At 62.6% G+C, this 20,748-nt stretch carries 22 protein-coding genes; 9 read left to right on the forward strand and 13 right to left on the reverse strand.

What is annotated here, in order from left to right; translation table 11 throughout:
* The first annotated feature begins 89 nt into the window (after nucleotides 1-89).
* A complete protein-coding gene (locus FFR93_RS15545; protein WP_138393849.1) occupies nucleotides 90-536 on the forward strand; it encodes a hypothetical protein in 447 nt (148 codons plus the stop codon).
* Between the two features lie 62 nt (nucleotides 537-598).
* Here FFR93_RS15545 and FFR93_RS15550 read toward each other — a convergent pair whose 3' ends face one another.
* The gene (locus tag FFR93_RS15550; protein ID WP_138393850.1) at nucleotides 599-1,309 is read right to left on the reverse strand and encodes a glutathione binding-like protein; all 711 of its coding nucleotides are present in this window, start codon (nucleotides 1,307-1,309) and stop codon (nucleotides 599-601) included.
* Between the two features lie 213 nt (nucleotides 1,310-1,522).
* On the opposite strand from FFR93_RS15550, the gene FFR93_RS15555 reads away from it, so the two are divergent.
* Nucleotides 1,523-1,960 carry a DoxX family protein gene (locus tag FFR93_RS15555; RefSeq protein WP_064710873.1) on the forward strand — a complete coding sequence of 146 codons (438 nt, stop codon included), beginning with the start codon at nucleotides 1,523-1,525 and terminating at the stop codon, nucleotides 1,958-1,960.
* Between the two features lie 80 nt (nucleotides 1,961-2,040).
* Here the strand turns inward: FFR93_RS15555 and hisG are convergent, their stop codons facing one another.
* The 3 genes from hisG to hisS form a co-directional block, all read right to left on the reverse strand.
* Complete coding sequence (hisG, locus tag FFR93_RS15560) at nucleotides 2,041-2,736, reverse strand: ATP phosphoribosyltransferase (RefSeq protein WP_064706245.1); 696 nt, start codon at nucleotides 2,734-2,736, stop codon at nucleotides 2,041-2,043.
* The gene (locus FFR93_RS15565; RefSeq protein ID WP_138393851.1) at nucleotides 2,733-3,854 is read right to left on the reverse strand and encodes an ATP phosphoribosyltransferase regulatory subunit; all 1,122 of its coding nucleotides are present in this window, start codon (nucleotides 3,852-3,854) and stop codon (nucleotides 2,733-2,735) included. The genes hisG and FFR93_RS15565 overlap by 4 nt, the downstream gene beginning before the upstream one ends.
* 231 nt (nucleotides 3,855-4,085) lie before the next feature.
* The gene (gene hisS, locus FFR93_RS15575) at nucleotides 4,086-5,609 is read right to left on the reverse strand and encodes a histidine--tRNA ligase (RefSeq protein ID WP_138393852.1); all 1,524 of its coding nucleotides are present in this window, start codon (nucleotides 5,607-5,609) and stop codon (nucleotides 4,086-4,088) included.
* A gap of 128 nt (nucleotides 5,610-5,737) precedes the next feature.
* Between hisS and FFR93_RS15580 the strand changes: the two genes are divergently transcribed.
* A complete protein-coding gene (locus FFR93_RS15580) occupies nucleotides 5,738-6,502 on the forward strand; it encodes a hypothetical protein (protein ID WP_138393853.1) in 765 nt (254 codons plus the stop codon).
* Nucleotides 6,503-6,995: 493 nt separating this feature from the next.
* On the opposite strand, the gene FFR93_RS15590 is transcribed toward FFR93_RS15580, so the two are convergent.
* Nucleotides 6,996-8,045, reverse strand: a complete 1,050-nt coding sequence (locus FFR93_RS15590; RefSeq protein WP_138393855.1) for an aldo/keto reductase — start codon at nucleotides 8,043-8,045, stop codon at nucleotides 6,996-6,998.
* 239 nt (nucleotides 8,046-8,284) lie between these two features.
* Between FFR93_RS15590 and FFR93_RS15595 the strand changes: the two genes are divergently transcribed.
* Nucleotides 8,285-8,989: an HAD family hydrolase gene (locus tag FFR93_RS15595; RefSeq protein ID WP_138393856.1), complete on the forward strand. Its 705-nt coding sequence runs from the start codon at nucleotides 8,285-8,287 to the stop codon at nucleotides 8,987-8,989.
* Between the two features lie 11 nt (nucleotides 8,990-9,000).
* On the opposite strand, the gene FFR93_RS15600 is transcribed toward FFR93_RS15595, so the two are convergent.
* Complete coding sequence (locus FFR93_RS15600; protein ID WP_138393857.1) at nucleotides 9,001-9,513, reverse strand: hypothetical protein; 513 nt, start codon at nucleotides 9,511-9,513, stop codon at nucleotides 9,001-9,003.
* The gene (locus tag FFR93_RS15605) at nucleotides 9,510-10,139 is read right to left on the reverse strand and encodes a DNA-3-methyladenine glycosylase I (protein WP_138393858.1); all 630 of its coding nucleotides are present in this window, start codon (nucleotides 10,137-10,139) and stop codon (nucleotides 9,510-9,512) included. Before FFR93_RS15605 ends, FFR93_RS15600 begins: the two co-directional genes overlap by 4 nt.
* On the opposite strand from FFR93_RS15605, the gene FFR93_RS15610 reads away from it, so the two are divergent.
* The 4 genes from FFR93_RS15610 to FFR93_RS15625 all read left to right on the forward strand — a co-directional run bounded on the left by FFR93_RS15610 (nucleotide 10,132) and on the right by FFR93_RS15625 (nucleotide 12,839).
* A complete protein-coding gene (locus FFR93_RS15610) occupies nucleotides 10,132-10,353 on the forward strand; it encodes a hypothetical protein (protein ID WP_171049191.1) in 222 nt (73 codons plus the stop codon). The genes FFR93_RS15605 and FFR93_RS15610 overlap by 8 nt on opposite strands.
* A 12-nt stretch (nucleotides 10,354-10,365) precedes the next feature.
* On the forward strand, nucleotides 10,366-11,112 hold the full coding sequence (locus FFR93_RS15615; protein ID WP_064710868.1) for a L,D-transpeptidase: 747 nt from the start codon (nucleotides 10,366-10,368) through the stop codon (nucleotides 11,110-11,112).
* A 237-nt stretch (nucleotides 11,113-11,349) separates the two neighbouring features.
* Nucleotides 11,350-12,042, forward strand: coding sequence for a L,D-transpeptidase (locus FFR93_RS15620; protein WP_138393860.1), 693 nt, complete (start codon nucleotides 11,350-11,352; stop codon nucleotides 12,040-12,042).
* 122 nt (nucleotides 12,043-12,164) lie between these two features.
* Nucleotides 12,165-12,839, forward strand: coding sequence for an outer membrane beta-barrel protein (locus FFR93_RS15625; protein WP_064706236.1), 675 nt, complete (start codon nucleotides 12,165-12,167; stop codon nucleotides 12,837-12,839).
* A gap of 23 nt (nucleotides 12,840-12,862) precedes the next feature.
* Here the strand turns inward: FFR93_RS15625 and FFR93_RS15630 are convergent, their stop codons facing one another.
* The 4 genes from FFR93_RS15630 to FFR93_RS15645 form a co-directional block, all read right to left on the reverse strand.
* The gene (locus tag FFR93_RS15630; protein WP_064706235.1) at nucleotides 12,863-13,300 is read right to left on the reverse strand and encodes a hypothetical protein; all 438 of its coding nucleotides are present in this window, start codon (nucleotides 13,298-13,300) and stop codon (nucleotides 12,863-12,865) included.
* 46 nt (nucleotides 13,301-13,346) lie between these two features.
* Nucleotides 13,347-14,657: a glycolate oxidase subunit GlcF gene (gene glcF, locus FFR93_RS15635; protein ID WP_138393861.1), complete on the reverse strand. Its 1,311-nt coding sequence runs from the start codon at nucleotides 14,655-14,657 to the stop codon at nucleotides 13,347-13,349.
* A gap of 92 nt (nucleotides 14,658-14,749) precedes the next feature.
* A complete protein-coding gene (gene glcE, locus FFR93_RS15640) occupies nucleotides 14,750-15,949 on the reverse strand; it encodes a glycolate oxidase subunit GlcE (protein WP_138393862.1) in 1,200 nt (399 codons plus the stop codon).
* Complete coding sequence (locus tag FFR93_RS15645; RefSeq protein WP_138393863.1) at nucleotides 15,946-17,385, reverse strand: FAD-linked oxidase C-terminal domain-containing protein; 1,440 nt, start codon at nucleotides 17,383-17,385, stop codon at nucleotides 15,946-15,948. Before FFR93_RS15645 ends, glcE begins: the two co-directional genes overlap by 4 nt.
* A 159-nt stretch (nucleotides 17,386-17,544) precedes the next feature.
* Here FFR93_RS15645 and FFR93_RS15650 point away from each other — a divergent pair, with 159 nt between their 5' ends.
* Nucleotides 17,545-18,441 (forward strand): LysR family transcriptional regulator, encoded by an 897-nt coding sequence (locus FFR93_RS15650; protein WP_064706231.1) that lies wholly within the window; start codon nucleotides 17,545-17,547, stop codon nucleotides 18,439-18,441.
* Nucleotides 18,442-18,457: 16 nt separating this feature from the next.
* Here the strand turns inward: FFR93_RS15650 and FFR93_RS15655 are convergent, their stop codons facing one another.
* Entirely contained in the window at nucleotides 18,458-19,615 is a 1,158-nt protein-coding gene (locus tag FFR93_RS15655; protein ID WP_138393864.1) for an adenosylhomocysteinase, read from the reverse strand.
* A 99-nt stretch (nucleotides 19,616-19,714) separates the two neighbouring features.
* Nucleotides 19,715-20,593, reverse strand: a complete 879-nt coding sequence (locus FFR93_RS15660) for a LysR substrate-binding domain-containing protein (RefSeq protein ID WP_138393865.1) — start codon at nucleotides 20,591-20,593, stop codon at nucleotides 19,715-19,717.
* Between the last annotated feature and the right edge of the window lie 155 nt (nucleotides 20,594-20,748).

The following is a 20,748-nucleotide window of genomic DNA, read 5'->3' on the forward strand; positions in this document are numbered from 1 at the left end:
GCGCGGGCATAATGCCCGCTGCTACATGATCCTGTTTCTTGTGTTGACGCGCGTGCGGCGGAGGAGCCGCATCCGAACTGGGGAACGCCTTGTTTAAGATCGCCAAAGCCAATGCAGCCGTCCCGTTGATGCCCGGCTCGCTGAACGACAACAAGCGAAATCACGAGATGTTGTCGCAGCTTTCCGTTTCCGAGGCGTGGAGCGGAGATTTCTCGAGCGGCGTGATCCATCTCGGCGAATGGAGCTCGATGCTGCACGGGCTTTCCTCACGGGAATGTGGGCTTTTGAACCTGATCCGCTGCTACGACGCCAAGGATCGCGCCCATGTGCTGGAATTGTTCGAGCAGGCGGCGACGCTCTGCTCCTCGTTCTGCTTTTCGACGACGATCATCATGCCGAGCGGCTTGCGCCAGCCGCTCTTCTGCATGGGCGAGTCGAACGGGCTCGAGGTAAAATACAGCGGCAGCATGGCCGGCATCTTCATCTTTCCACGCTTCAAGCTCGAAGGCGCAAGGCAGATCACAAGCCGGCAATAAGAATGACGATTAACGAATAAGGCCGCCTACCGGGCGGCCCTCGTGATTTCCGGGAACCGTCGCTACTCCGGCTTGACCGGGATATTCAGGCCCCTTTCGCTTGCCGGACGGGCGATGCAGCGCGCCAGCCAATCGGAAACCGCCGGGAATTTCGCATATTCGAGAACTTCGCGGCCGCCATAAAAGATATCGGCGCCGCGAACCCAGGTGAAGGTGGTGATGTCGGCGATCGTATATTGATCGCCCATGATCCACTGGCGACCCTGCAGCCGGCCCTCGAGTACGCCGAGCAGGCGCTTGGATTCATCGCGATAACGCTCCATCGGATAGGAGTTGTTGGCAACCTTGTCGGCGGCGAATTTGTAGAAATGACCAAACTGGCCGAACATCGGCCCGATGCCAGCCATCTGGAAAAATACCCACTGGATGCATTCGTAGCGGCCGGCAGCATCGGCGGGGATGAGCTTGCCGGTCTTTTCGGCGAGATAAAGCAGGATCGCGCCGGATTCAAAAAGGCCCATCGGTTTCCCTCCGGGCCCGTTTGGATCGATGATCGCGGGAATGCGGCCGTTCGGGTTCAGAAATTCAAATTCGGGTGACTTCTGCTCGTTGCCAGCAAAGGAAACATAATGCGGCTCATAGGCGAGGCCGAGTTCCTCGAGGGCGACGGATACCTTCACGCCGTTCGGCGTCTGCAGCGAATAGAGCTGGATGATGTCGGGATTTTTTGCCGGCCAACGCGCGGTGATCTGAAATTCGGATAGATCTGCCATCGGGTTCTCCTTGCTGGGCGCCGACCATAAGAGACCTGGCTCAACAAAGGCAAGCGGTGCCTCGCAAGCACATCGTTTCATATTATTGAACGAAGTGTCCGCTTCCGTTTATCTTTCCACAACCGAAGAAAAAAGCGACATAGGAGCCATCCGAGGTCGATACGGTGCCGGGGCACCAAGATCTCCAGAGTCATTCAAACGGAGACAACGTCCATGTCGAACAACGTCATCATCCTGATTGCCCGTGTCCTGCTTTCCTTCATGTTCATCTTCGCCGGCTTCGGCAAGATCACCGATCCGGCTTCGACTGCCGGCATGATCGCCGGTGCAGGCCTGCCGGCTGCCACGGCGCTCACCTATCTCGCCGGCCTCTTCGAACTCGCTGCCGGCCTTGCCGTTCTCGTCGGTTTCCAGGTTCGCATCGTCGGCTGGCTGCTCGCCGTCTTCTGCGTCTTCACCGGCTTTGTCTTCCACTTCTCGCCGATCAACGTTCCGGATTTCCCGGCGGCCGCCAATGCCTGGCTGAACGGCCTGAACTTCGTCAACTTCATGAAGAACATCACGCTCGCCGGCGCCTATATCATGCTCGCCACCAACGGCGCAGGCGCATATTCGCTCGATGCCCGCCGCGGCGCCTACGCGGTCGCCTGATACAGCAGGTCCTCCTCCCAGACATGCAGAACCCGCCGTCACATCCGACGGCGGGTTTTCTTGTGCCTTGATCGCGGAGTTCAGAGGGCGGTGCGCACGGCCTCGATGATCGCCTGCACGGCCGGCTCATCCGCGTGGCTACCCTTGCAGGCCCGCACGAGGCAAGCCTCTGAATGCAGGATGATCCCGTCCTTGAGAACCTTGAGATGATTGGCGCGCAGCGTCGAGCCGGTGGAGGTGATATCCACGATGATATCGGCCGAACCGGACGCCGGAGCCCCCTCGGTCGCGCCAAGGCTTTCGACGATGCGATAAAGCTGGATGCCGTGCTGGCTCGAAAAGAACTGCTGGGTCAGGCGCCAGTACTTGGTAGCGATGGCAAGGCGCCGGCCGTGGCGGGCGCGAAAATCGGCGGCGACATCGCCGAGATCGGCCATGGTCTCGACATCAAGCCAGATTTCAGGCACCGCGACGACGACATCGGCGTGACCGAAGCCGAGCCGGGCGCAGAATTCGACACGCTTGTCGACCTCGGCAAAACCCTCCCGCATCAGGTCTTCGCCGGTGACGCCGAAATCGACGGTGCCGTTGCCGAGCTCCCGGGAGATTTCAGACGCCGAAAGAAAGGCGATCTCCACGTTGTCCCAGCCTTCGACGCGGCCGCGATAGGAGCGGTCGTTGCCGACTGCCGATATCGGCATGCCGGCCCGCTCGAAGATCGCCGAAGCGTCGTCCTTCATCCGGCCCTTGGAGGGAAGCGCAATGGTGATGGTCATGCGGCTGCCCTTTCGGTTTCGATGCGGTCGAGCCAGAAGGAGAAGCCGACGGCCGGAATGCGATCCGTCGCGCCGAGGAAGGTTAAGAGCCGGTCGAAGCGGCCGCCGCCGGCCAGAACCGCGCTCGAGCCTTCCGCGGTGACCTCGAAGACGAGGCCGGTGTAATAATCGAGCGGACGCCCGAAAGCGGCGCGGTAATCAAGGCAGGACAGGTCGACACCGGCATCGGCAAGGGCGCCGACGCGGCCGTTGAAGCGCGACAGCGCATTGCCGAGCTTCAGGCCGGCAGCGTCGGCAAAGCCGGCAAGCGCTGCGGACGCATTGACGAGCGGCACGTGCAGCGACAGGAACTCTTCCAGCACATGGAAGGCGGCGTCGTCGAGGCGTGTTTCCGACAGAATCAGCTTTTCCTTGAGCCGCCGCGCGATCTCCAGCGGCGAACGGCTGGCATTCGTCGAGTAACCCGTCGCCTGCATTTCCTGCTCGATGTGGGCGACCAGCGCCGGCTCGTCGTCTGATGCGACAAGCCGGGCAATATCGTCGTCGAGGCCGGTGACGAATTGCGAACTGACGAGGCTGGCCAGCAGCGCCTCCAGCTGCGTCATATTGCCGAAAGCATGGATCAGCCGCTTCTGCCAGCCGAGCGGCAGGCCGAGTGCCTGAACGACCGCCTCGAACACTGCCTGATCGCCAAGCGTCACCGACAGGCGCCGGCCCGGCAGCAGGCGGGCGAGAATGCCGGTGGCGTCACCGATGGCACGGGCGTCGGCGCCCGGTATGTTGATGTCGCCGAGATCCTCGATGCCGGCCTGATAGAACTCGTTGGCGCCGTCGCGGCGCTGGCGGAAGACCTCGCCGAGATAAGCGTAACGCTTGGGCGTGCCGGTCGCCGTCTCGATGTGGCGCAGACAGACGGGGATGGTGAATTCGGGACGCAGGCAGAGGCTGGCGCCGGTTTCGCTCTCGGTCATGAAGATGCGCCGGCGCAGATCCTCGCCGGCAATATCGAGGAACGGCTCGGCCGGCTGAATGACAGGCGTGTCGATGCGCTCGGCCTTGCGCGCGTCGAACTCCGCCAGCAGGTCAGCGGCGAATTCGGGGAGGTTGATCAGGGGCATGCCGCACTCCAAGTAACAGGCGAGGAGCGTGCCGGAAGGCACCCCCCTCTGCCCTGCCGGGCATCTCCCCCACAAGGAGGGAGATCGGCAAGACGCACCGGTCTCCCGCTATATTGAGGGTGCGCCAAGTGGCGCTGGCGAACTATGGCGTTTGACGGGGGCAAGAGGCCGCCCCCATTCAATCTCCCCCCTTGTGGGGGAGATGCCCGGCAGGGCAGAGGGGGGTATAGCTCAGACATCGCCGCCCGCTCTCTTCCGATCCTCCGCCTGCGCGGCAAGGATTTGCTGCACCTTGGCGACGAGATCGGCTTCCGCAACCGTCTCCTGCGCCACGCGGGCTTCGCGCCAGCTGGCATTGTCCTCGATCTCGCCGGAAAGCCGCTTGCCCTCGATCAGATCCTTGATCTGCACGACGCCCTGAGAGCGCTCGTCACCACCCTGGATGATGGCGACGGGGCAGCCGCGGCGGTCGGCATATTTCAGCTGGTTCCCGAATTTCTTCCAGTTGCCCTGGAACATCTCGGCGCGGATGCCGGCGGCCCGAAGCTGCTGGGTAAAGCGCTGATAGCGCCCCATCGCCTCGACGTCGCCATCCATCACCGTCACCAGCACCGGCTCTATCACCTCGCTCGCCCCAAGCTTGCCGAGGTTCTTCAGCGCCGTCATCAGTCTGGAGACGCCGATCGAAAAGCCGGTCGCCGGGACCGGCTGGCCCATGAAGCGGGAGACCAGTCCGTCGTAACGGCCGCCGCCGCCGACCGAGCCGAAGACGACCTTTTCGCCCTTCTCGTTGGTGACGTCGAAGAGGAGCTCGGCCTCGTAGACGGGGCCGGTATAATATTCGAGGCCGCGCACGACGGAGGGATCAATCTTGATGCGGTCGGAGCCGTAGCCGGCGATCGTGACGAGCGCACCGATGAAATTCAGCTCCTCGACGCCTTCGGCGCCCTTCGACGTTCCCGCAACGAGTTCGGCGAGGCGTCCGGCGCTTTCGGCGTAATCTCTGATGCCGACGAAGAACAGAACCTTGACGATCTGGTCCTGGTTGAGACCAGCGCCCTTGGTGAAGTCGCCGGATTCATCCTTGCGGCCGGGACCGAGCAGCAGCGCCACACCTTCCGGGCCGAACTTGTCGAGCTTGTCGATGGCGCGCAGCACATTGAGCCGCTGGCCGGCCTTGTCGTCGCCGCCGAGGCCGATCGCCTCCAGCACGCCGTCCAGGACCTTGCGGTTGTTGACGCGGATGACATAGTCGCCGCGCTTGATTCCGAGGGCTTCAAGCGTATCGGCCATCATCATGCACATTTCGGCATCGGCCTGGACGCCGGGCGCCCCGACCGTATCGGCATCGAACTGCATGAACTGGCGGAAACGGCCGGGACCCGGCTTCTCGTTGCGGAAGACGTAACCGGCGCGATAGGTGCGGTAGGGAAGCTGGATCTCGTTGAAATTCTCGGCGACATGGCGGGCGAGCGGCGCCGTCAGGTCGTAGCGCAGCGACATCCATTGCTCATCATCGTCCTGCAGCGAGAAGACGCCTTCGTTCGGCCGGTCGCTGTCGGGCAGAAACTTGCCGAGCGCGTCGGTATACTCGAACAGCGGCGTTTCCACGGGGTCGAAACCATAATGCTCATAGACTTCCCGGATCTTTGCCGTCATCTCGTTGACGGCGCGGATATCGACGGCCGCACGGTCGACGAAGCCGCGCGGCAGGCGGGCCTTGAGCTTTTGCGGTTTCTTCTGCTTGTCGTTCATTTCCGGGAGTTCCGCTGACTATGACAGTGGCGGTGTCCTAGCGGATTGGGCGGGGAGCGGCAAGGGCGAAGGGACTTGATGGCGCTGCCAGAATCGATTGAACAATCAGGCATCTTCAGAATGCGGATATGCTCATGATCACCGAGGCGCTCCTCTATGCCACGACATTGCCGCTGACCGGCAAGCCCCACCGGAAGTTCATCCGCTATTCCGTCAACCTCTGGTCACGGGCCGGGCGCTGCGCCGGCGATTGGGCCGACCACGAGGAGAAGAGCCGCAACGCAATCCGCGCGGCGGCGGCCGGACTGAGGCAGAAGCGGACCGCAGTCGTGCTGGGGTCCGGCCTGTTGCGGGACGTGCCGATCGAAGAGCTGGCGCGCGATTTCGACACAGTGGTGCTCATTGATCTCGTTCATCTCGCTTCGGTGCGGCTGTGGCTTGCGGCGAAGGGCTATCGCAACATTCGGCTGATAGAGCGCGACCTCTCCGGCTATGACGATCTCGCCGCCGGCAGAGAGGTGGAGCCACTCGGCCTCCTGCGCGGCGTGCCCTATCTCGATCTCGTGATTTCCGCCAATCTCCTGTCCCAGATCGGCCGCGGCGTGAAGCGGCGCCATGCAGCCGAGGCGGCCGGTCGAATGCCTGAAGATACGGTGGAGAGACTGATCGCGGCGCATCTCACCGGGCTTTCGGGACTTTCCTGCCAGCACTGCCTTGTGACCGATATCGCCTATGCCGTCATAGACCGCAACGGCAAGACACATGAGGAGGCCGACCTGCTGCACGGCGTCGCCCCGCCGCCGGGAAAAGCTGCCTGGAAATGGCCTGTCGCTCCGCTCGGCGAAGAGAGCCGGGACTACCGGATCGAACACAAGGTCATTGCAAGCTGGTGATCAGGATGGGACCGACGGCAATATTGACGTGCAGCCGGCATCCGCCTACGCAAACCGCCTGCGCATGCTCGCCCTCGTTGAGATATTCCTCGGCTGTCTGGACTACAGCGCCATGGCCGCGTGGGCGGGCCGTCAGACATGCGCGTCGGTGAATGCGCCGGCCGGCGTCGAGCGGAAGCATGCTGCCGGCGGCAGTTCAATACCGGCGGGAAATCCATTCCGGCTATCCCGCGGCCGCTTGCCGGGAGCCGCAGATGACAACAGGCCTGGTGCACCAGCACCCCAGCCCGGCCGGCCTGGCACCGCATTTTCGATGCTGAACGGAAGCTTGGCCGGGCCTCATCCGGCCGCCGCCACCGGCATATGCCGCACCGGACTGCTTCGCCAGGGGGTTGGGTTTGGCACGTCCCTCTCCCCGTCATAACGAGGAGAGGGCCAGGTGAGAGGCAGGCATCCGCAAGAAGCTGCCGGCCGTGGCACGATGCCGATGACCTCAGTCCTTCGGCTCGAAATCGGCCGGGCGGCGTCCGGCGGCCTGGCGGGCGAGCATCCAGCCCGGATATTCAGGCGCCAGCGCGCTCACCTCGTCGAGCCTCTGCATATCGCCTTCGTCGAGCTTCAGCCCAACGGCGGCAAGGTTCTGGTCGAGTTGATCGACGCGTTTGGCGCCGATGATGACCGAGGTGACGAAAGGCTTGGCGAGGATATAGGCGAGCGCGACCGTCGCGACGCTGGCGCCATGCTTTTCCGCGATCTCACGCATGACGGCGACGCAGGCCCAGGCCCTGTCCCTGTCGACGGGCGGAAAATCGAAATTGGCGCGGCGGCCTTCGCCGTTGCCGGGTGCGCCGGGGCCATATTTCCCTGAGAGCAGACCGCCGGCGAGCGGCGACCAGACCATCAGCCCGAGCTTCTCCTCCTGCATCATCGGCACGATGTCTCGTTCGAGATCGCGGCCGGCGATGGAATAATAGGCCTGCACGGTTTCGAAGCGGGCAAAGCCGCGGCGTTCGGAGAGACCGAGCGCCTTGGAAATACGCCAGGCCTGCCAGTTGGAAACGCCGATATAGCGCACGAGGCCGCGCGAAACGAGGTCGTCGAAAGCGCGCAGTGTCTCCTCGATCGGCGTCACCGTGTCGGTCGCGTGGATCTGATAGAGGTCGATATGATCGGTCTGCAGGCGCTTCAGGCTCGCCTCCACCGAATCCATGATATGGCCGCGCGAGGCGCCGCGGTCGTTCGGCTTGTCGCCCATGACGCCATAGACCTTGGTGGCGATGACGACGTCCTTGCGCGGCACATCGAGGTTCTTTAGCGCCTGGCCGAGCAGCCTTTCGGACTCGCCGGATGAATAGACGTCGGCCGTGTCGATGAAATTGACGCCTGCTGCAAGCGAGCGCTCGACGATCCGGTCGGCGGCATTCTGGTCGACATCGGCGATGGCGCCCCACATGCTGCCTTCTTTGGCTTCGCCGAAGGTCATCGTGCCCAGGCAGATTTCCGAGACGAAAAGCCCCGTATTTCCGAGTTGGTTGTAACGCATGGTCGAGAAAAATCCTTTGTTTCTGCCGCAAGAGGGACTTGCGGACTCAAGAACTTCATTTTTTGATTATTGGCCTGCGCGCGACAGGCACAGCCATGGCTGGCTGCTGGGTGAGGCCAATTCGATGTAGTGCGACGGCGGCGTTTTTCAACGCCGGGCCTCGTCGCATCGGAAGCGAACGCCCTTGTCTCGACACAGGCGGCCGATAGATTGCCGGCCATAGTTCAAGAGGTGCACATGTGACGACGCGAGCCCTGACGACGATCGGCTTCGATGCCGACGACACGCTCTGGCAGAACGAACAATATTACCGACTGACGGAAGCTCATTTTACAGAGCTGCTTGCCGATTTCGCCGAAGGTCCGAAGATTTCCGAGCGGCTGCTGGAGGCCGAGAAACGCAACCTTCGCCATTACGGCTTCGGCATCAAGGGCTTCACGCTGTCGATGATCGAGACCGCAATCGAGATCACTGAGGGCAAGGTGCCGGCGAGCGTCATCGCCAAGATCCTCGATACCGGCCGCGACCTCCTCAGCCACCCGGTCGAGACCATGCCGCATGCACGCGACACGCTGGAAGCGCTCGCCGGCAAATATCTGCTTGTCATGATCACCAAGGGCGATCTCTTCGACCAGGAGCGCAAGCTCGCCCAATCCGGGCTCGGCGACTTCTTCGATGCGGTCGAGATCGTTTCCGACAAGACGGCCGTCACCTATCGCCGCATCTTTGCCAAGGTGGGCGACGGGCCCGAGCGGGCGATGATGGTCGGCAATTCGCTGAAATCGGATATCGTTCCGGCGATCGCGGCCGGCAGCTACGGCGTCTTCGTGCCGCACGAACTCACCTGGGTGCTGGAACATGTGGACGAGCCGAGCGAGGCGCCGCGTTTCCGCAAGATCGGTCATCTCGGCGAATTGCGCGAACTGGTCGAACGGCTCGCATAGTCGGCCGTGCTTCATTTCGCCTTGGGCGGCGCCTTCGGAAACAGCGACGGAGATTCCGGCTCGGAGGGCGGCTGCGGCTGCGGCTGCTGCGGGGCAACCGCCAGGGGCTCGATCAGGATGCTGAAGGGCGCCCCGAGGCCGCGGCGCGGCGAAACCTTGGAGTAATAGGGACGCAGCAGCCAGGTGGTATTTTCCTTCACCGTCGTCTGGAAACTCATGCCGTCCTCGTCGGTGCCGAAGAAAGCCTCGTCATCCGGTTTCGACAGGTCGAAAATCGCCAGGAAGGCAAACTTGCTCTTGGTCGAAAAATCGATCTTCACGTGCTGACCTGCGCGCACCGGCAACGTGTAGACGCGGCCCTTGCCGAATTTCGTCCATCCCTTGAGCTGCATGGTGACGGCCGGGAACTGCAGCTTCTCCAGCTTCTCGCCGGGATCGAGCTGCGGCGCCTGCGCCATGGCAAAGGCCGGCAAGAAGAACAGGGCAAGGGCAGCGATCGAGATTTTCACGGACAGATCTTTCATGGTCGAATCAGGACGGCGCGCATCGCTTCCACATCGGGCCGGCAGAAGCAGCCCTCCAGATGATCGTTGACGAGGCCCATCGCCTGCATGAAGGCATAAACTGTGGTCGGGCCGACAAAGGTCCAGCCGCGTTTCTTCAGATCCTTAGAAATGACCACCGATGTCGCCGTCGTCGGATTGGCGAGGATGTGTCCACGGTCGACCACCGCCGGCCGCTCGTTGTGACCGGGCTCGTAGCGCCAGAAATAATGGGCGAGCGAGCCGAATTCGTCCCGGAGATCGATTGCGCGCTTGGCGTTGTTGATCGTGGAAACGATCTTACCGCGATGACGGATGATTCCGGCATCGGCCAGACAGCGGGCGACATCCTTATCGCCGAAGAGGGCAACTTTCTCGAAGTCGAAGCCGGCGAAGGCGGCGCGGAAATTCTCCCGCTTGCGCAGGATGGTCAGCCAGGAAAGGCCGGATTGGAATCCTTCGAGACAGATCTTCTCGAAAAGGCGGATATCATCGGTAACAGGGCGGCCCCATTCCTCGTCATGATATCTGAGATAGTCCGGCAGATTGGCGTGCCAGTGACAGCGGCTCCTGCCGTCCTCGCCGATGATGATGCCAGTCGTGCTCATGTCCTTCATTCTCCGGGATCCGCTTCGTTCTCCGGTCATGATTCCGGCTTTACCATTTGCAAACCGTCTTTCCAAACCGATCGGTAACCCTGACGAAAAGTTTATCCGGCCGGCCGATCTTTCCTCAATCGATCTTTACCAATCGCTGGCGGATAAGGTGGCAGCGTCTCGGCGGGCGGACATGTTCCGCCAGCGCATTTTCGGTCATTTGTAGAGAGTTCGTCCGATGATGAAACACATTGTTCTTGCCGCAGCCTTCTGCGGCATCTTCTCCACGGCCGCCATTGCAGACGACCGCTACGCCACCCGCCCGCCCGTCATCCTCAGTCCCGATCTGACCGCGCCATGGATCAATCAGCTCGGCGGCAAGGTTCGTCCCGTCGTCTACCAGCGGCCGGTCGTCCAGCGGCAGCAGCGCGGCCTTTTCCAGCGCCGCGTCCTGCGCCAGGCGCCGCAGGCAGCGCCACAGACCGTTTCGGCAATCAATCCCGGCATACCGGCGATCCGCCGTCCGATCGAGCCGCAATACCTGCCGCAGATGGTCGACTACACCACCACGGAAAAGCCAGGCACAATCGTCATCGATACCAACAACCGCTTTCTCTATCTCGTCATGGAAGGCGGCAGGGCGCGGCGCTATGGTGTGGGCGTCGGCAAGCCGGGTTTCGAATGGGCGGGCGTCCACAAGATCACTCGCAAGACGGAATGGCCGGACTGGACGCCGCCTTCCGAGATGATCAGCCGCGAAGCCGCCAAGGGCCACTATCTGCCGGCGCGCATGGACGGCGGCCCGGAAAACCCGCTCGGCGCGCGCGCCATGTATCTCGGCTCGACGCTCTACCGAATCCATGGCACCAATGCGCCCTGGTCGATCGGCAGCGCCGTTTCTTCCGGCTGCATCCGCCTGCGCAACGAGGACGTCGTCGATCTCTACGACCGCGTCAACGTCGGCACCCGCGTAATCGTCATGTAACGGCGCATGCAATAGCCGGAGCAATTTCAGCAAAAGTGTGTAGCGGTTTGGCGTTCAAGATTGCGAAAAAACAAAGAGATAGAGCATTTTTGTGTTTCTCAGAAATACGGAAATGCTCTATGAAGCCGCAAGAACAAGCGGGTCCACTCTCTAAAATTGCTTTATAAGGCCATCACGATCTTGAATCGGGCAAAAGATCATGTAGCTTCGGGCGGATTTGCTTGAGGGGAACCGATCATGATCAAATTGATGCAAGGACTGGCCGCGGCCGGACTTGTCCTGTCCTTGATGTCCACGCCAGCCTTCTCCGAGCCTGCCGGCTCAGCCTCCGACAATACACGGCGGCCGGCCCAGATCGTGCGCGTGGCGCAGATGCCGAAATATGTGAAGCCACAGTTCAAGCGCAAGAAAGTGCGCCTGGTGACGACGGAAGCGGCCGGCACCATCATCATCGATACCAACAACAAGTATCTCTACCTCGTCGAAGGCAACAACCGCGCCACCCGGTACGGCATCGGCGTCGGCCGCGACGGCTTCGGCTGGTCCGGCATCGTCAAGATCGGCCGCAAGGCCGAATGGCCAAGCTGGACCCCGCCGGCCGAAATGCGCCGCCGCGAAGCCGCCAAGGGCCACATCATTCCCGCTTTCCAGGAAGGCGGCGAGGACAATCCGCTCGGCGCCCGCGCCATGTATCTCTATCAGGGCGGCCGCGACACCATCTTCCGCATCCACGGCACCAATCAGCCCTGGACGATCGGCCTCAACATGTCTTCCGGCTGCATCCGCATGATGAACGCAGACGTGATGCATCTTTATGATCGCGCCACCGTCGGCGCCAAGGTAATCGTCATCGGTCCCGGCAACAAACAGGGCAAGGTCGCGTTCGAGGACAAGGGCATCGACGTGCTGCGCACGATGTTCGGCGGCTGAGCAACACTCACGAAAAAACGAAAGGCGCATTTCGACGCGCCTTTTCTTTTCCTTAGACTTTACGGCGGAAAGCTGGCACAGGTGCCTAAGAGTCGACATATTTGCAATATCGGGGATATTCAATGACATATGCGCTGCGTTCCTCCGCCTCCCTGCTTGCGGGCATCGCGCTTTTCACAATCTGTTCAGCAGCCTCTGCCTCGGCGGAAGATCTGGAATTCTCCATCTACGGCGGCTATCAGACCGCGCCGCACAGTGGCGTCGACGTCTCGGACGGGACAAGTTTCACCGCCGGCTGGGAAGGCAAGTCCTTCGGCAGCCCGCCCTATTACGGCGCTCGCGTCACCTGGTGGCTCGAGGACTTCAACAAGCCGAACTGGGGTATCTCGCTCGATTTTACCCATGACAAGGTCTATGCGGACGACGACACGCTCGCCAAGGCCGGCTGGTCTCATTTCGAATTCACCGATGGCCTGAACCTGCTCACCGTGAACGGTCTCTATCGTTTCAAGGATCCGGCCCGCCGCTGGACGCCGTATGTCGGCGCCGGTATCGGCGTGAACATTCCGCATGTCGAAGTGATTCGCCCGCAGGGCAAGACCTGGGCTTATGAATTCGGCGGCGTGACGCTGCAGGCGCAGGCCGGCGTCGACTTCAAGGTGACCGAGCGCTGGTCGACCTTCGTCGAATACAAGGGCACCTATTCGCGCGTCGACGTTCCGATCGACAGCGGTGACCGGCTGAAGACCAACATCTTCACCAACGCCGTCAACGTCGGCGTGTCCTTCCACTGGTAATGAATTGAATTTCAGCTGCGGGGCTATTTCGTGCCGCAGCTGACCTTGCCCTCGGCGACGTAGGGTTTCTCACCACCTTCGATCGTCAGGGAATAGGTACCGCTGAAATTCGCGGTCGGCTTACCGCGCTTGCCGGCGACCACCACCAGATCCAGCGTTGCGCCGCCGGTATCGTCACCACCGCCGTCGAAGACTTCCAGGAGCAGCTCGCCATCGCGCGACCAGTGGTTGCTCAGATGATGCGATTCGAACAGACGTTTTGCGAAGGCCGCTTGTGCGGGATCCTTAACGATCAGCGCACCGCGGAAATGGTTGAGCCTGTGCCCGGCATCGCTGGCAAAACCGCTTTCGAGGGTGAAGCGCGCTTGCGCGTCATCGGCGGAACAGAATAGGCGGCTGTCGGCCTGGGCCGCACCTGCCGCACCGAGCAGTCCCGCAAGTACAATCATTCCCCGCCACATCGCCCAACCTCCCGGGAGCGGCCCGAACGGGCCTGCTGCATTCTCTTCAGCCTAACGGCAAACCAGTTAATTTTTCCGGCACAGTGCCGCCATAGGCCCAATCGAGAAGCTCGACGGTATGCAGGATCGGGATATCGGTGCCGGTGGCGATCTGGGTGATACAGCCGATATTGCCGGTGGCGATGATATCGGCCTTGGTGGCTTCGATGTTCTTAACCTTGCGTGCTTTCAGCGCCGCCGAGATCTCCGGCTGCATGATGTTGTAGGTGCCGGCCGAACCGCAACAGAGATGGCCTTCGGCCGGATCGCGCACGGTGAAGCCGGCCGCCTTCAGCAATTGCTTCGGCGCAAGCGTGATGCGCTGGCCGTGCTGCAGCGAACAGGCGGAATGATAGGCGACCGTGATCCCCCTCGGCGTATGGGCCGGCAGGTCGAGGGTCGCCAGATACTCGGTAATGTCCTTTGCCAGCGCCGAGACCCTGGCCGCCTTTGCGGCATAGACGGGGTCGAGGCGCAGCATGTGACCGTAATCCTTGATCGTCGTGCCGCAGCCCGATGCGGTGATGATGATCGCATCGAGGCCCTGGCTCTCGATTTCGCGCGTCCAGATATCGACATTGGTGCGAGCGCTTGCAAGCGCCTGTTCAGCCCGACCCATGTGGTGGACCAATGAACCGCAGCAAACCTCGCCTTGCGGCGCCACGACCTCGACGCCAAGCCGCGTCAGCAGCCGGATCGCCGCCGCATTGATACCGGGATCGAGCACCGGCTGGGCGCAGCCGGACAGGATCGCCACCCGCCCCCGCCGTTCCGTCTCCGGCCGATGCGTGCCGGGTTTTGCGAAGTCTGAAGGCGCGGGGATGCGGCGCGGCGCCAGCGCCAGCATGGCGGCAAAGGATTTCAGCGCCGCCCCCCGCATCAGGCCGGCAAAGGGGCGGCCGAGACGGGCGAGATTGAGCGCCAGGCGGAAACGGCCGGGATAGGGCAGCACGGCCGCGAGAATGGCGCGCGTCAGCCGGTTCATGAGCGGCCGTCTGTAAGTCTTTTCGATATGAGCGCGGGCGTGATCGACCAGATGCATATAGTCGACGCCAGAGGGACAGGTGGTCACGCAGGCAAGGCAGGAGAGACAGCGATCGATATGGGTAACGACCTCGGCATCGGCGGGACGGCCGTTTTCCAGCATGTCCTTGATCAGGTAGATGCGGCCACGCGGGCTGTCGAGCTCGTTGCCGAGCGTCACATAGGTGGGACAGGTGGCGGTACAGAAACCGCAATGCACGCATTTGCGCAGGATCTGCTCGGATTCGGCGACATGGGGATCGGCGAGCTGGGCCGGGGTGAAGTTGGTTTGCATCTAACGGAGTCTCGACATTGGGAGGATGTCGTAGATCGTGCGTGGCGTACCGGCCGGAGAGGAGCAACCCATGCATGGACCCATTTCGTTCTTCATGCCATCTTCCCTGGATTGAATATGCCGGCAGGATCGAACTTCTCCTTCACCCGCCGCGACAGCAGCGCGACGGCCTCCGGCTCAGGATGAAAGGCGGCGGTTGCCGCCCTCGCCGCAGCGGATGCGCGGATCAGCGTCGCATGCCCGCCGCCGAGCGCCTTGATGTAGCGGCGGACCGTTTCTGCTTCGGTGCCGGCCTCCATCCGCATCCAGACGAGACCGCCCTGCCAGTCGTAGAAGGCGTCGATGCCGGCTTCCAGGCGGAGTGCGGCGACGAGCTGATGACCGGTGCCGGGGGCGACCGAGACACGCCAGACCGGCCGCGCCGTACCGTCGGCATAGGGTGATACATCACGGATTTCCTGCCAGAGTCTCTGGCTTTCCGGCTCATCCAGCCGCGTCACCGTGGCAAAGGCCGACATCGCCGTCGCAAGCTTTTCGATGCGCACGTCGACCGAACCGGCCAGGCCTTCGACGCGCAGAACCGTCGCCTCGCCCTCGGGCAATTTTCCGGCGAGGAATTTCCAGGCCACGGTCAGCGGCAGATGGGCGGCACCGGAGACCTCGAGCGGCAACGCCATCGCCGCCGCCATGGCATTGGCCGCTTCGGCATCGTTGAGGCCGGAGAGAACCAGCGTCTGTTCGGTTTTCGGGCGTGGCGGCACGCGAAAGGTGAGTTCGGTGAGAAAACCGAGCGTGCCGTGCGAGCCGGCGATCAGCTTGACGAGATCGAGGCCGGTGACATTCTTCATCACCCGGCCTCCGGCCTTGATGATCTCACCCCTGCCGTTGACGAAACGCACGCCGAGCAGGCTGTCGCGGGCGGCTCCCGCAACGAGGCGACGCGGGCCGGAGACATTGGCGGCAAAGACGCCGCCGATGGTCGGCTCGCCTGAGGTGCCCATGACCGGGCGATGATCCATCGGTTCGAAGGCGAGCATCTGGCCGTTTTGCGATAGCGCCGCCTCGACCATGGCAAGCGGCGTGCCCGAGCGAGCGGTCATGACCATTTCGCCGGGATTATAGGCGACGATGCCGTCAAGTCCGGCCGAGCGCAGCCGATCTTCTGATGCAACGGCGTTGCCGAAGCCGGCGCGGCTATTGCCGCCGCAGATGGCGATCGGCCGGCCGCCCTCAGCATGATCGCGGATGATCGCCGCCGCCTCTTCCTCGCTTCCGGGTATCAGATCGATCATGCGGCGGGGCGCCCTTCCAGCGGGAAGACCTTCGACGGGTTCAGCAGCCAGCCGGGATCGAAGGCGGCGCGCACCGCCATCTGTTGGGCGAGATCGGCCTCTGAATACTGGTGGCGCATCAGGTCGCGCTTTTCGATGCCGACGCCATGCTCGCCGGTGAGGCAGCCGCCGGCATCGACGCAGAGCTTGAGGATGTCGTTGCCGGCGGCTTCGGCGCGGGCGGCATCCTCGGGGTCGTTGGCATTGAAGAGGATCAGCGGATGCATGTTGCCGTCGCCGGCATGGAAGACGTTGGCGACTCGCAGGCCGTAGTGATCGACGATCTCCGTGGTCTTCTTCAGCACATGGGAAAGCTGGCTGAGCGGCACGGTGCCGTCCATGCAGATATAGTCGGCGATGCGGCCGGTGGCGCCGAAGGCGGATTTGCGCCCCTTCCAGATCAGCGCCGCTTCCGTGGCCGACTGGCATTCGCGCACGGTCTTCACAGCATGGCGGCGGGCGATCTCGACGATATCCTTCAGGGTGGCGTCCATTTCGGCTTCCGAACCCTCAACCTCGACGATCAGCAACGCGCCGACATCGAGGGGATAGCCGGCATGGGCGAAGGCTTCGCAGATCTCGATCGCCGGCTTGTCCATGAATTCGATGGCAACAGGGATGATTCCGGCGGCGATGACATCGGCGACGCAGGCGCCGGCCTCTTCCGAGCTTTCGAAGCCGAAGAGCACGGGGCGGGCGCCTTCGGGCTTGGCGATCAGCCGCACCGTCGCCTCGGTGACGATGCCGAGCTGGCCTTCGTGACCGCAGACGAGGCCGAGCAGGTCGTAACCGGCCGCGTCCAGCGCCTTGCCGCCGAGCTCAATCACCGTTCCGTCGACCAGCACCATCCTGACGCCGAGCAGATTGTTGGTGGTGACGCCATATTTCAGGCAGTGGGCGCCGCCGGAATTCATGCCGATATTGCCACCAATGGTGCAGGCGAGCTGCGAGCTCGGATCGGGCGCATAGAAAAACCCGTCCGCGAAGACGGATTCGGAGATGTTGAGATTGGTGACGCCGGCCTGAACCACGGCGACGCGGTTCGGCAGATCGATTTCCAGGATGCGGTTCATCTTCGAGAGGCCGAGCACGACCGCATCCTCCTGCGGAATGGCGCCGCCGGAAAGCGAAGTGCCGGCGCCGCGGGGCACGACGGGAATGCCGTAACGGTGGCAATAACGCATGACGGCCGACACCTCGGCCGTGGTGCGCGGCAAAGCGACGGCGAGCGGCAGGCGGCGATAGGAAACGAAGGCATCGGTCTCGAACGGCACCAGCTCGCGCGCCTCATGAACCAGGCATTCGGGTGGCAGAAGATCGGCTAGATCCGCAATGATCCGGGCGCGGCGCGCCAGCACATCAGCGCGCGGGGCGAGAAACGGAATGGCGTCGGACATGGTGTCCTCTCTGACCCTGACGACCGGAAATCACGGCGGAAAGATGACTGCGCGGCGGGCCGCCAGCCTCTGCCGCCGGTGAACCGGCTTAGCACTTTCCCGAAAGCGGCGCAAATGCTAAGCACTTATGTCAAAAGGGGAAAAAATCACGAAAATCGCATGACCAATCTGGGTGATCTCGAAATCTTTGCCAAGGTCGTTTCAACGGGAAGCATGTCGCTCGCCGGGCGTACGCTCGGCTTTTCGCCCGCGGTCGTCTCCAAACGGATCAAGCGGCTGGAGGACCGGCTCGGCACTCGGCTTCTGCAGCGCACGACGCGGCAGATTTCGCTGACGGAAGCCGGACAGGGTTTTTACGACCGCGTTCTCGGCATTCTCGCAGGGCTCGAGGAGGCCGAATTCTACATTTCCGGCCGCTCGGCGCAAATGCACGGCACACTGAAGGTGTCGGCGCCGACCTCCTTCGGACGCATGCATATCGCACCGCATCTGAAGGCGTTCATGCAGGCGCACCCGGAGCTTGCAATCAACCTGGTGCTGGCCGACGAATTCAGCGACATCGTCGGTGGCGGCTTCGATCTGGCGATCCGGATTGCGGAACTGACCGATTCCAGCCTGGTCGCCCGACGGCTGGCGCCGGTGCGCCGGCTGCTCTGCGCGTCGCCGGATTACCTCGCGCTGCATGGCGAGCCCAGGCATATCGACGATCTGAAACACCATCGTTGCCTGCCGGCGCACAATAACGACACCTGGCGGTTGAACGGGCCCGACGGCCCCCTCAGCCTGCGGCCGGACGGCATGCTGATCACCAATTCGAGCGAGGTCATCCGCGAGGCTGTTATCGCCGGCCTCGGAATCGCACTGCGCTCCACCTGGGATATCGGGGAGGAACTCAAGGCCGGTCGCCTGGTGCAGGTTCTGCCCGCCTATGAGGGCTCGCACAATGTCACGCTCTCGGCCGTCTATCCCAGCCGACAGTTCCTGCCGGCAAAGGTACGGCTTTTCATCGACTATCTCACCGAGCTTTACGGGCCTGTGCCCTATTGGGAGCGCTGATGGCTCGGCGCCCGGTTTACCGCGAGAGATCGAGATAGGCGCTGGCGACCATCGCATCGATTTCGGCCGGTACCGGTACGACGCAGGATTCGGCACCGACCTCGCCCTTTGCGATCCGCTCCAGGCAGCGGGCCTGGAGCGTGAAGCCGAGATCCATAGACTCGACCGTGTTGCCGAGCGGCCGCGGCCCGGCGAGATTGGCCATATGACCTCCGCCAAGCACGTGGAAGCAGCGGCCGTCCTTAAGACGGAAGGTCTCGATATGCTCGGCCTCGTAGAGGTCGATGCCGACGACATCGGGATGGCTGCGAAAAGCCTCGACGTCGATCTCTTGCGGGAAGTGACCGCCATTCATCAGGATCGCGCCGTCCTTGAGGAGCGGCAGGTCGGCAGCCGTGACGATGCCGGCGAAGCCGGTGACCGTGACCAGAATATCGGCCGAACGAATCGCCGCCTCGCGCAGCGGCGTGACAAAACCGTCGAGATGAGCCTCCAACGTCGTCACCGGATCGATATCGACGACGCTGACAATCGAAAAGGCATTGCGGAAACAGGCCGCCGTGCCCTTGCCGCAGGCGCCGTAACCGAAGACCGTCACGCGTTTGCCGTTGGTTGAGCGGTTGGTGAAGCGCAGGTAGCTTTCGAACAGGCTCTGGCCGACGGCATGCCGGTTTTCGGCAAACTGCTTGATCGGGCTGTCATTGATAACGAGGACCGGCACGTTCAGGCGCGTGCGCAGCTGCAGCAGGCGTGTTCGTCCCGAGGTCGTTTCCTCTGTGCCGCCGAGAAGATTGGCGTAAGGCCTTTCCACGGCGATGGCGAAGAGATCACCGCCATTGTCGAGCAGCAGATCCGGCCTTTCTGCGATTACGGCCTCGAGAGTCCGATGGTGAGCGGCTGGATCGGTCGTCTGCGTGGCAAAGACATTGATGCCCTGCGCGCGCAGGAATTCGACGGTCGAGGGCTGGGTGCTGTTGAGGTTGCCGGTGCAGACAAGACGCCCGCCGCCGGCGCGAAGCGTCATCAGCAGCGCCACCGTCTTCGGCTCCAGATGGATGCCGGTGCCGATCGTCAGGCCCTCGAAGGGGCGCGTACGCTCGAATTCGGCAGACGTCGCCGTGAGCAGCCGACAGTTGCTGCCGATCCAGTCGATGCGGGTGGCCTTAACTTCCATCGTGTTCTCCTCTGCGTCTGATGTCGGAGCATTTTTAGCGGAGCGAAAGCACTGCGAGTATGGAGGTTATTCTGGCGGAAGGGCAGAAAATCTGCCATTTCAAACCTCCGCACCACTGTGAAGCAGCCAGGTGGAAAGAGCAGCAAAAGCTGCCCGCCTGGCGTCGAGCGCGCGATAGCAGAGGCTGTAACCTGAGGGCCGGGAGATGAAGCCGTAAGGCGCGACCAACTGTCCACGCTCGAGATCGTCCTCTATCGAAGCGCGCGGCGCAAGCGCGATACCAAGTCCGGAGCGGGCGGCGCTTAGCGCCAGCAGCAGATCCTCGAATTCCTGGCGGCGGCAAAAGTCGACCGGAGGCGTGCCGCTTTCGGCAAACCATTCGTCCCAGAGCTTCGGGACGCTACGGCTGACAAGCATCGTCAGCGCACCCATTGCCGCGGGGTCCTTCGACAGCATCCCAGCAAGCGCAGGTGTGGCGACCGGACCGAACTGGTCCGCCATGAATCGCAGCGCCGCGATCCCTGCAGCCGGCCGGTACTCGCCGCCCATGATCACCGCATCCAACTCAGGGTGCATCTGCAGCGGTTCAGCCACCGTCATCGGTACGATATCGACCGCTATGTCGCCAAGGCTGGCCTGCATGTCCCCAACGCGCGGCATCAGCCACCAGACGGCGAAGGCGGAGGGAACACCAAGGCGAATCCGGCGCGTCCCGACACTTCCGAACTCCAAAGCAGCACGATGCAGGGTATCGAAAGCCACACCTGACGCTTCAGCAAAAGCGCTTGCCTCCCGGGTCGGGACCAGCCTGCGGCCCTCGCGCGTGAAGAGCTTGCGGCCGAAGTGATTCTCGAGCGTCGCGATCTGCTGGCGCACCGCTCCGCGGACGACATTCAGCTCCTCGGCGGCCTTCAGAATGCTGCCGTGACGGCAGACGGCCTCGAAGGCGCGAACGGCATTGAGAGGCGGTAGACGCATGGTGGCATATTCTCAAAAATGATCTGGAACTATTGATCCCACCATTGATTACAAGGCAAGCCGAAGTCATATTGTACACCTGTGCAATATGACGCTTTCGAAACAGCTCTTGCCGGATTTCTGAGCCCGTTCCAGCTCGATGTCCACTAAGTACG

Origin of the sequence: Rhizobium sp. MHM7A (assembly GCF_005862215.1) — a bacterium.
In the GTDB taxonomy this organism is placed as follows: domain Bacteria; phylum Pseudomonadota; class Alphaproteobacteria; order Rhizobiales; family Rhizobiaceae; genus Rhizobium; species Rhizobium bangladeshense.

What these genes read in the sequence shown, in the direction of transcription:
- FFR93_RS15580 (WP_138393853.1), top strand. Translation starts at nt 5,738, where the DNA reads ATGCTCATGATCACCGAGGCGCTCCTCTATGCCACGACATTGCCGCTG.
- FFR93_RS15625 (WP_064706236.1), top strand. Translation starts at nt 12,165, where the DNA reads ATGACATATGCGCTGCGTTCCTCCGCCTCCCTGCTTGCGGGCATCGCG.
- FFR93_RS15565 (WP_138393851.1), bottom strand. Translation starts at nt 3,854, where the DNA reads ATGCCCCTGATCAACCTCCCCGAATTCGCCGCTGACCTGCTGGCGGAG.
- FFR93_RS15630 (WP_064706235.1), bottom strand. Translation starts at nt 13,300, where the DNA reads ATGTGGCGGGGAATGATTGTACTTGCGGGACTGCTCGGTGCGGCAGGT.
- FFR93_RS15660 (WP_138393865.1), bottom strand. Translation starts at nt 20,593, where the DNA reads ATGCGTCTACCGCCTCTCAATGCCGTTCGCGCCTTCGAGGCCGTCTGC.
- hisG (WP_064706245.1), bottom strand. Translation starts at nt 2,736, where the DNA reads ATGACCATCACCATTGCGCTTCCCTCCAAGGGCCGGATGAAGGACGAC.
- FFR93_RS15650 (WP_064706231.1), top strand. Translation starts at nt 17,545, where the DNA reads ATGACCAATCTGGGTGATCTCGAAATCTTTGCCAAGGTCGTTTCAACG.
- FFR93_RS15550 (WP_138393850.1), bottom strand. Translation starts at nt 1,309, where the DNA reads ATGGCAGATCTATCCGAATTTCAGATCACCGCGCGTTGGCCGGCAAAA.
- FFR93_RS15605 (WP_138393858.1), bottom strand. Translation starts at nt 10,139, where the DNA reads ATGAGCACGACTGGCATCATCATCGGCGAGGACGGCAGGAGCCGCTGT.
- FFR93_RS15555 (WP_064710873.1), top strand. Translation starts at nt 1,523, where the DNA reads ATGTCGAACAACGTCATCATCCTGATTGCCCGTGTCCTGCTTTCCTTC.
- FFR93_RS15620 (WP_138393860.1), top strand. Translation starts at nt 11,350, where the DNA reads ATGATCAAATTGATGCAAGGACTGGCCGCGGCCGGACTTGTCCTGTCC.
- glcE (WP_138393862.1), bottom strand. Translation starts at nt 15,949, where the DNA reads ATGATCGATCTGATACCCGGAAGCGAGGAAGAGGCGGCGGCGATCATC.
- hisS (WP_138393852.1), bottom strand. Translation starts at nt 5,609, where the DNA reads ATGAACGACAAGCAGAAGAAACCGCAAAAGCTCAAGGCCCGCCTGCCG.
- FFR93_RS15615 (WP_064710868.1), top strand. Translation starts at nt 10,366, where the DNA reads ATGATGAAACACATTGTTCTTGCCGCAGCCTTCTGCGGCATCTTCTCC.
- FFR93_RS15590 (WP_138393855.1), bottom strand. Translation starts at nt 8,045, where the DNA reads ATGCGTTACAACCAACTCGGAAATACGGGGCTTTTCGTCTCGGAAATC.
- FFR93_RS15600 (WP_138393857.1), bottom strand. Translation starts at nt 9,513, where the DNA reads ATGAAAGATCTGTCCGTGAAAATCTCGATCGCTGCCCTTGCCCTGTTC.
- FFR93_RS15655 (WP_138393864.1), bottom strand. Translation starts at nt 19,615, where the DNA reads ATGGAAGTTAAGGCCACCCGCATCGACTGGATCGGCAGCAACTGTCGG.
- glcF (WP_138393861.1), bottom strand. Translation starts at nt 14,657, where the DNA reads ATGCAAACCAACTTCACCCCGGCCCAGCTCGCCGATCCCCATGTCGCC.
- FFR93_RS15645 (WP_138393863.1), bottom strand. Translation starts at nt 17,385, where the DNA reads ATGTCCGACGCCATTCCGTTTCTCGCCCCGCGCGCTGATGTGCTGGCG.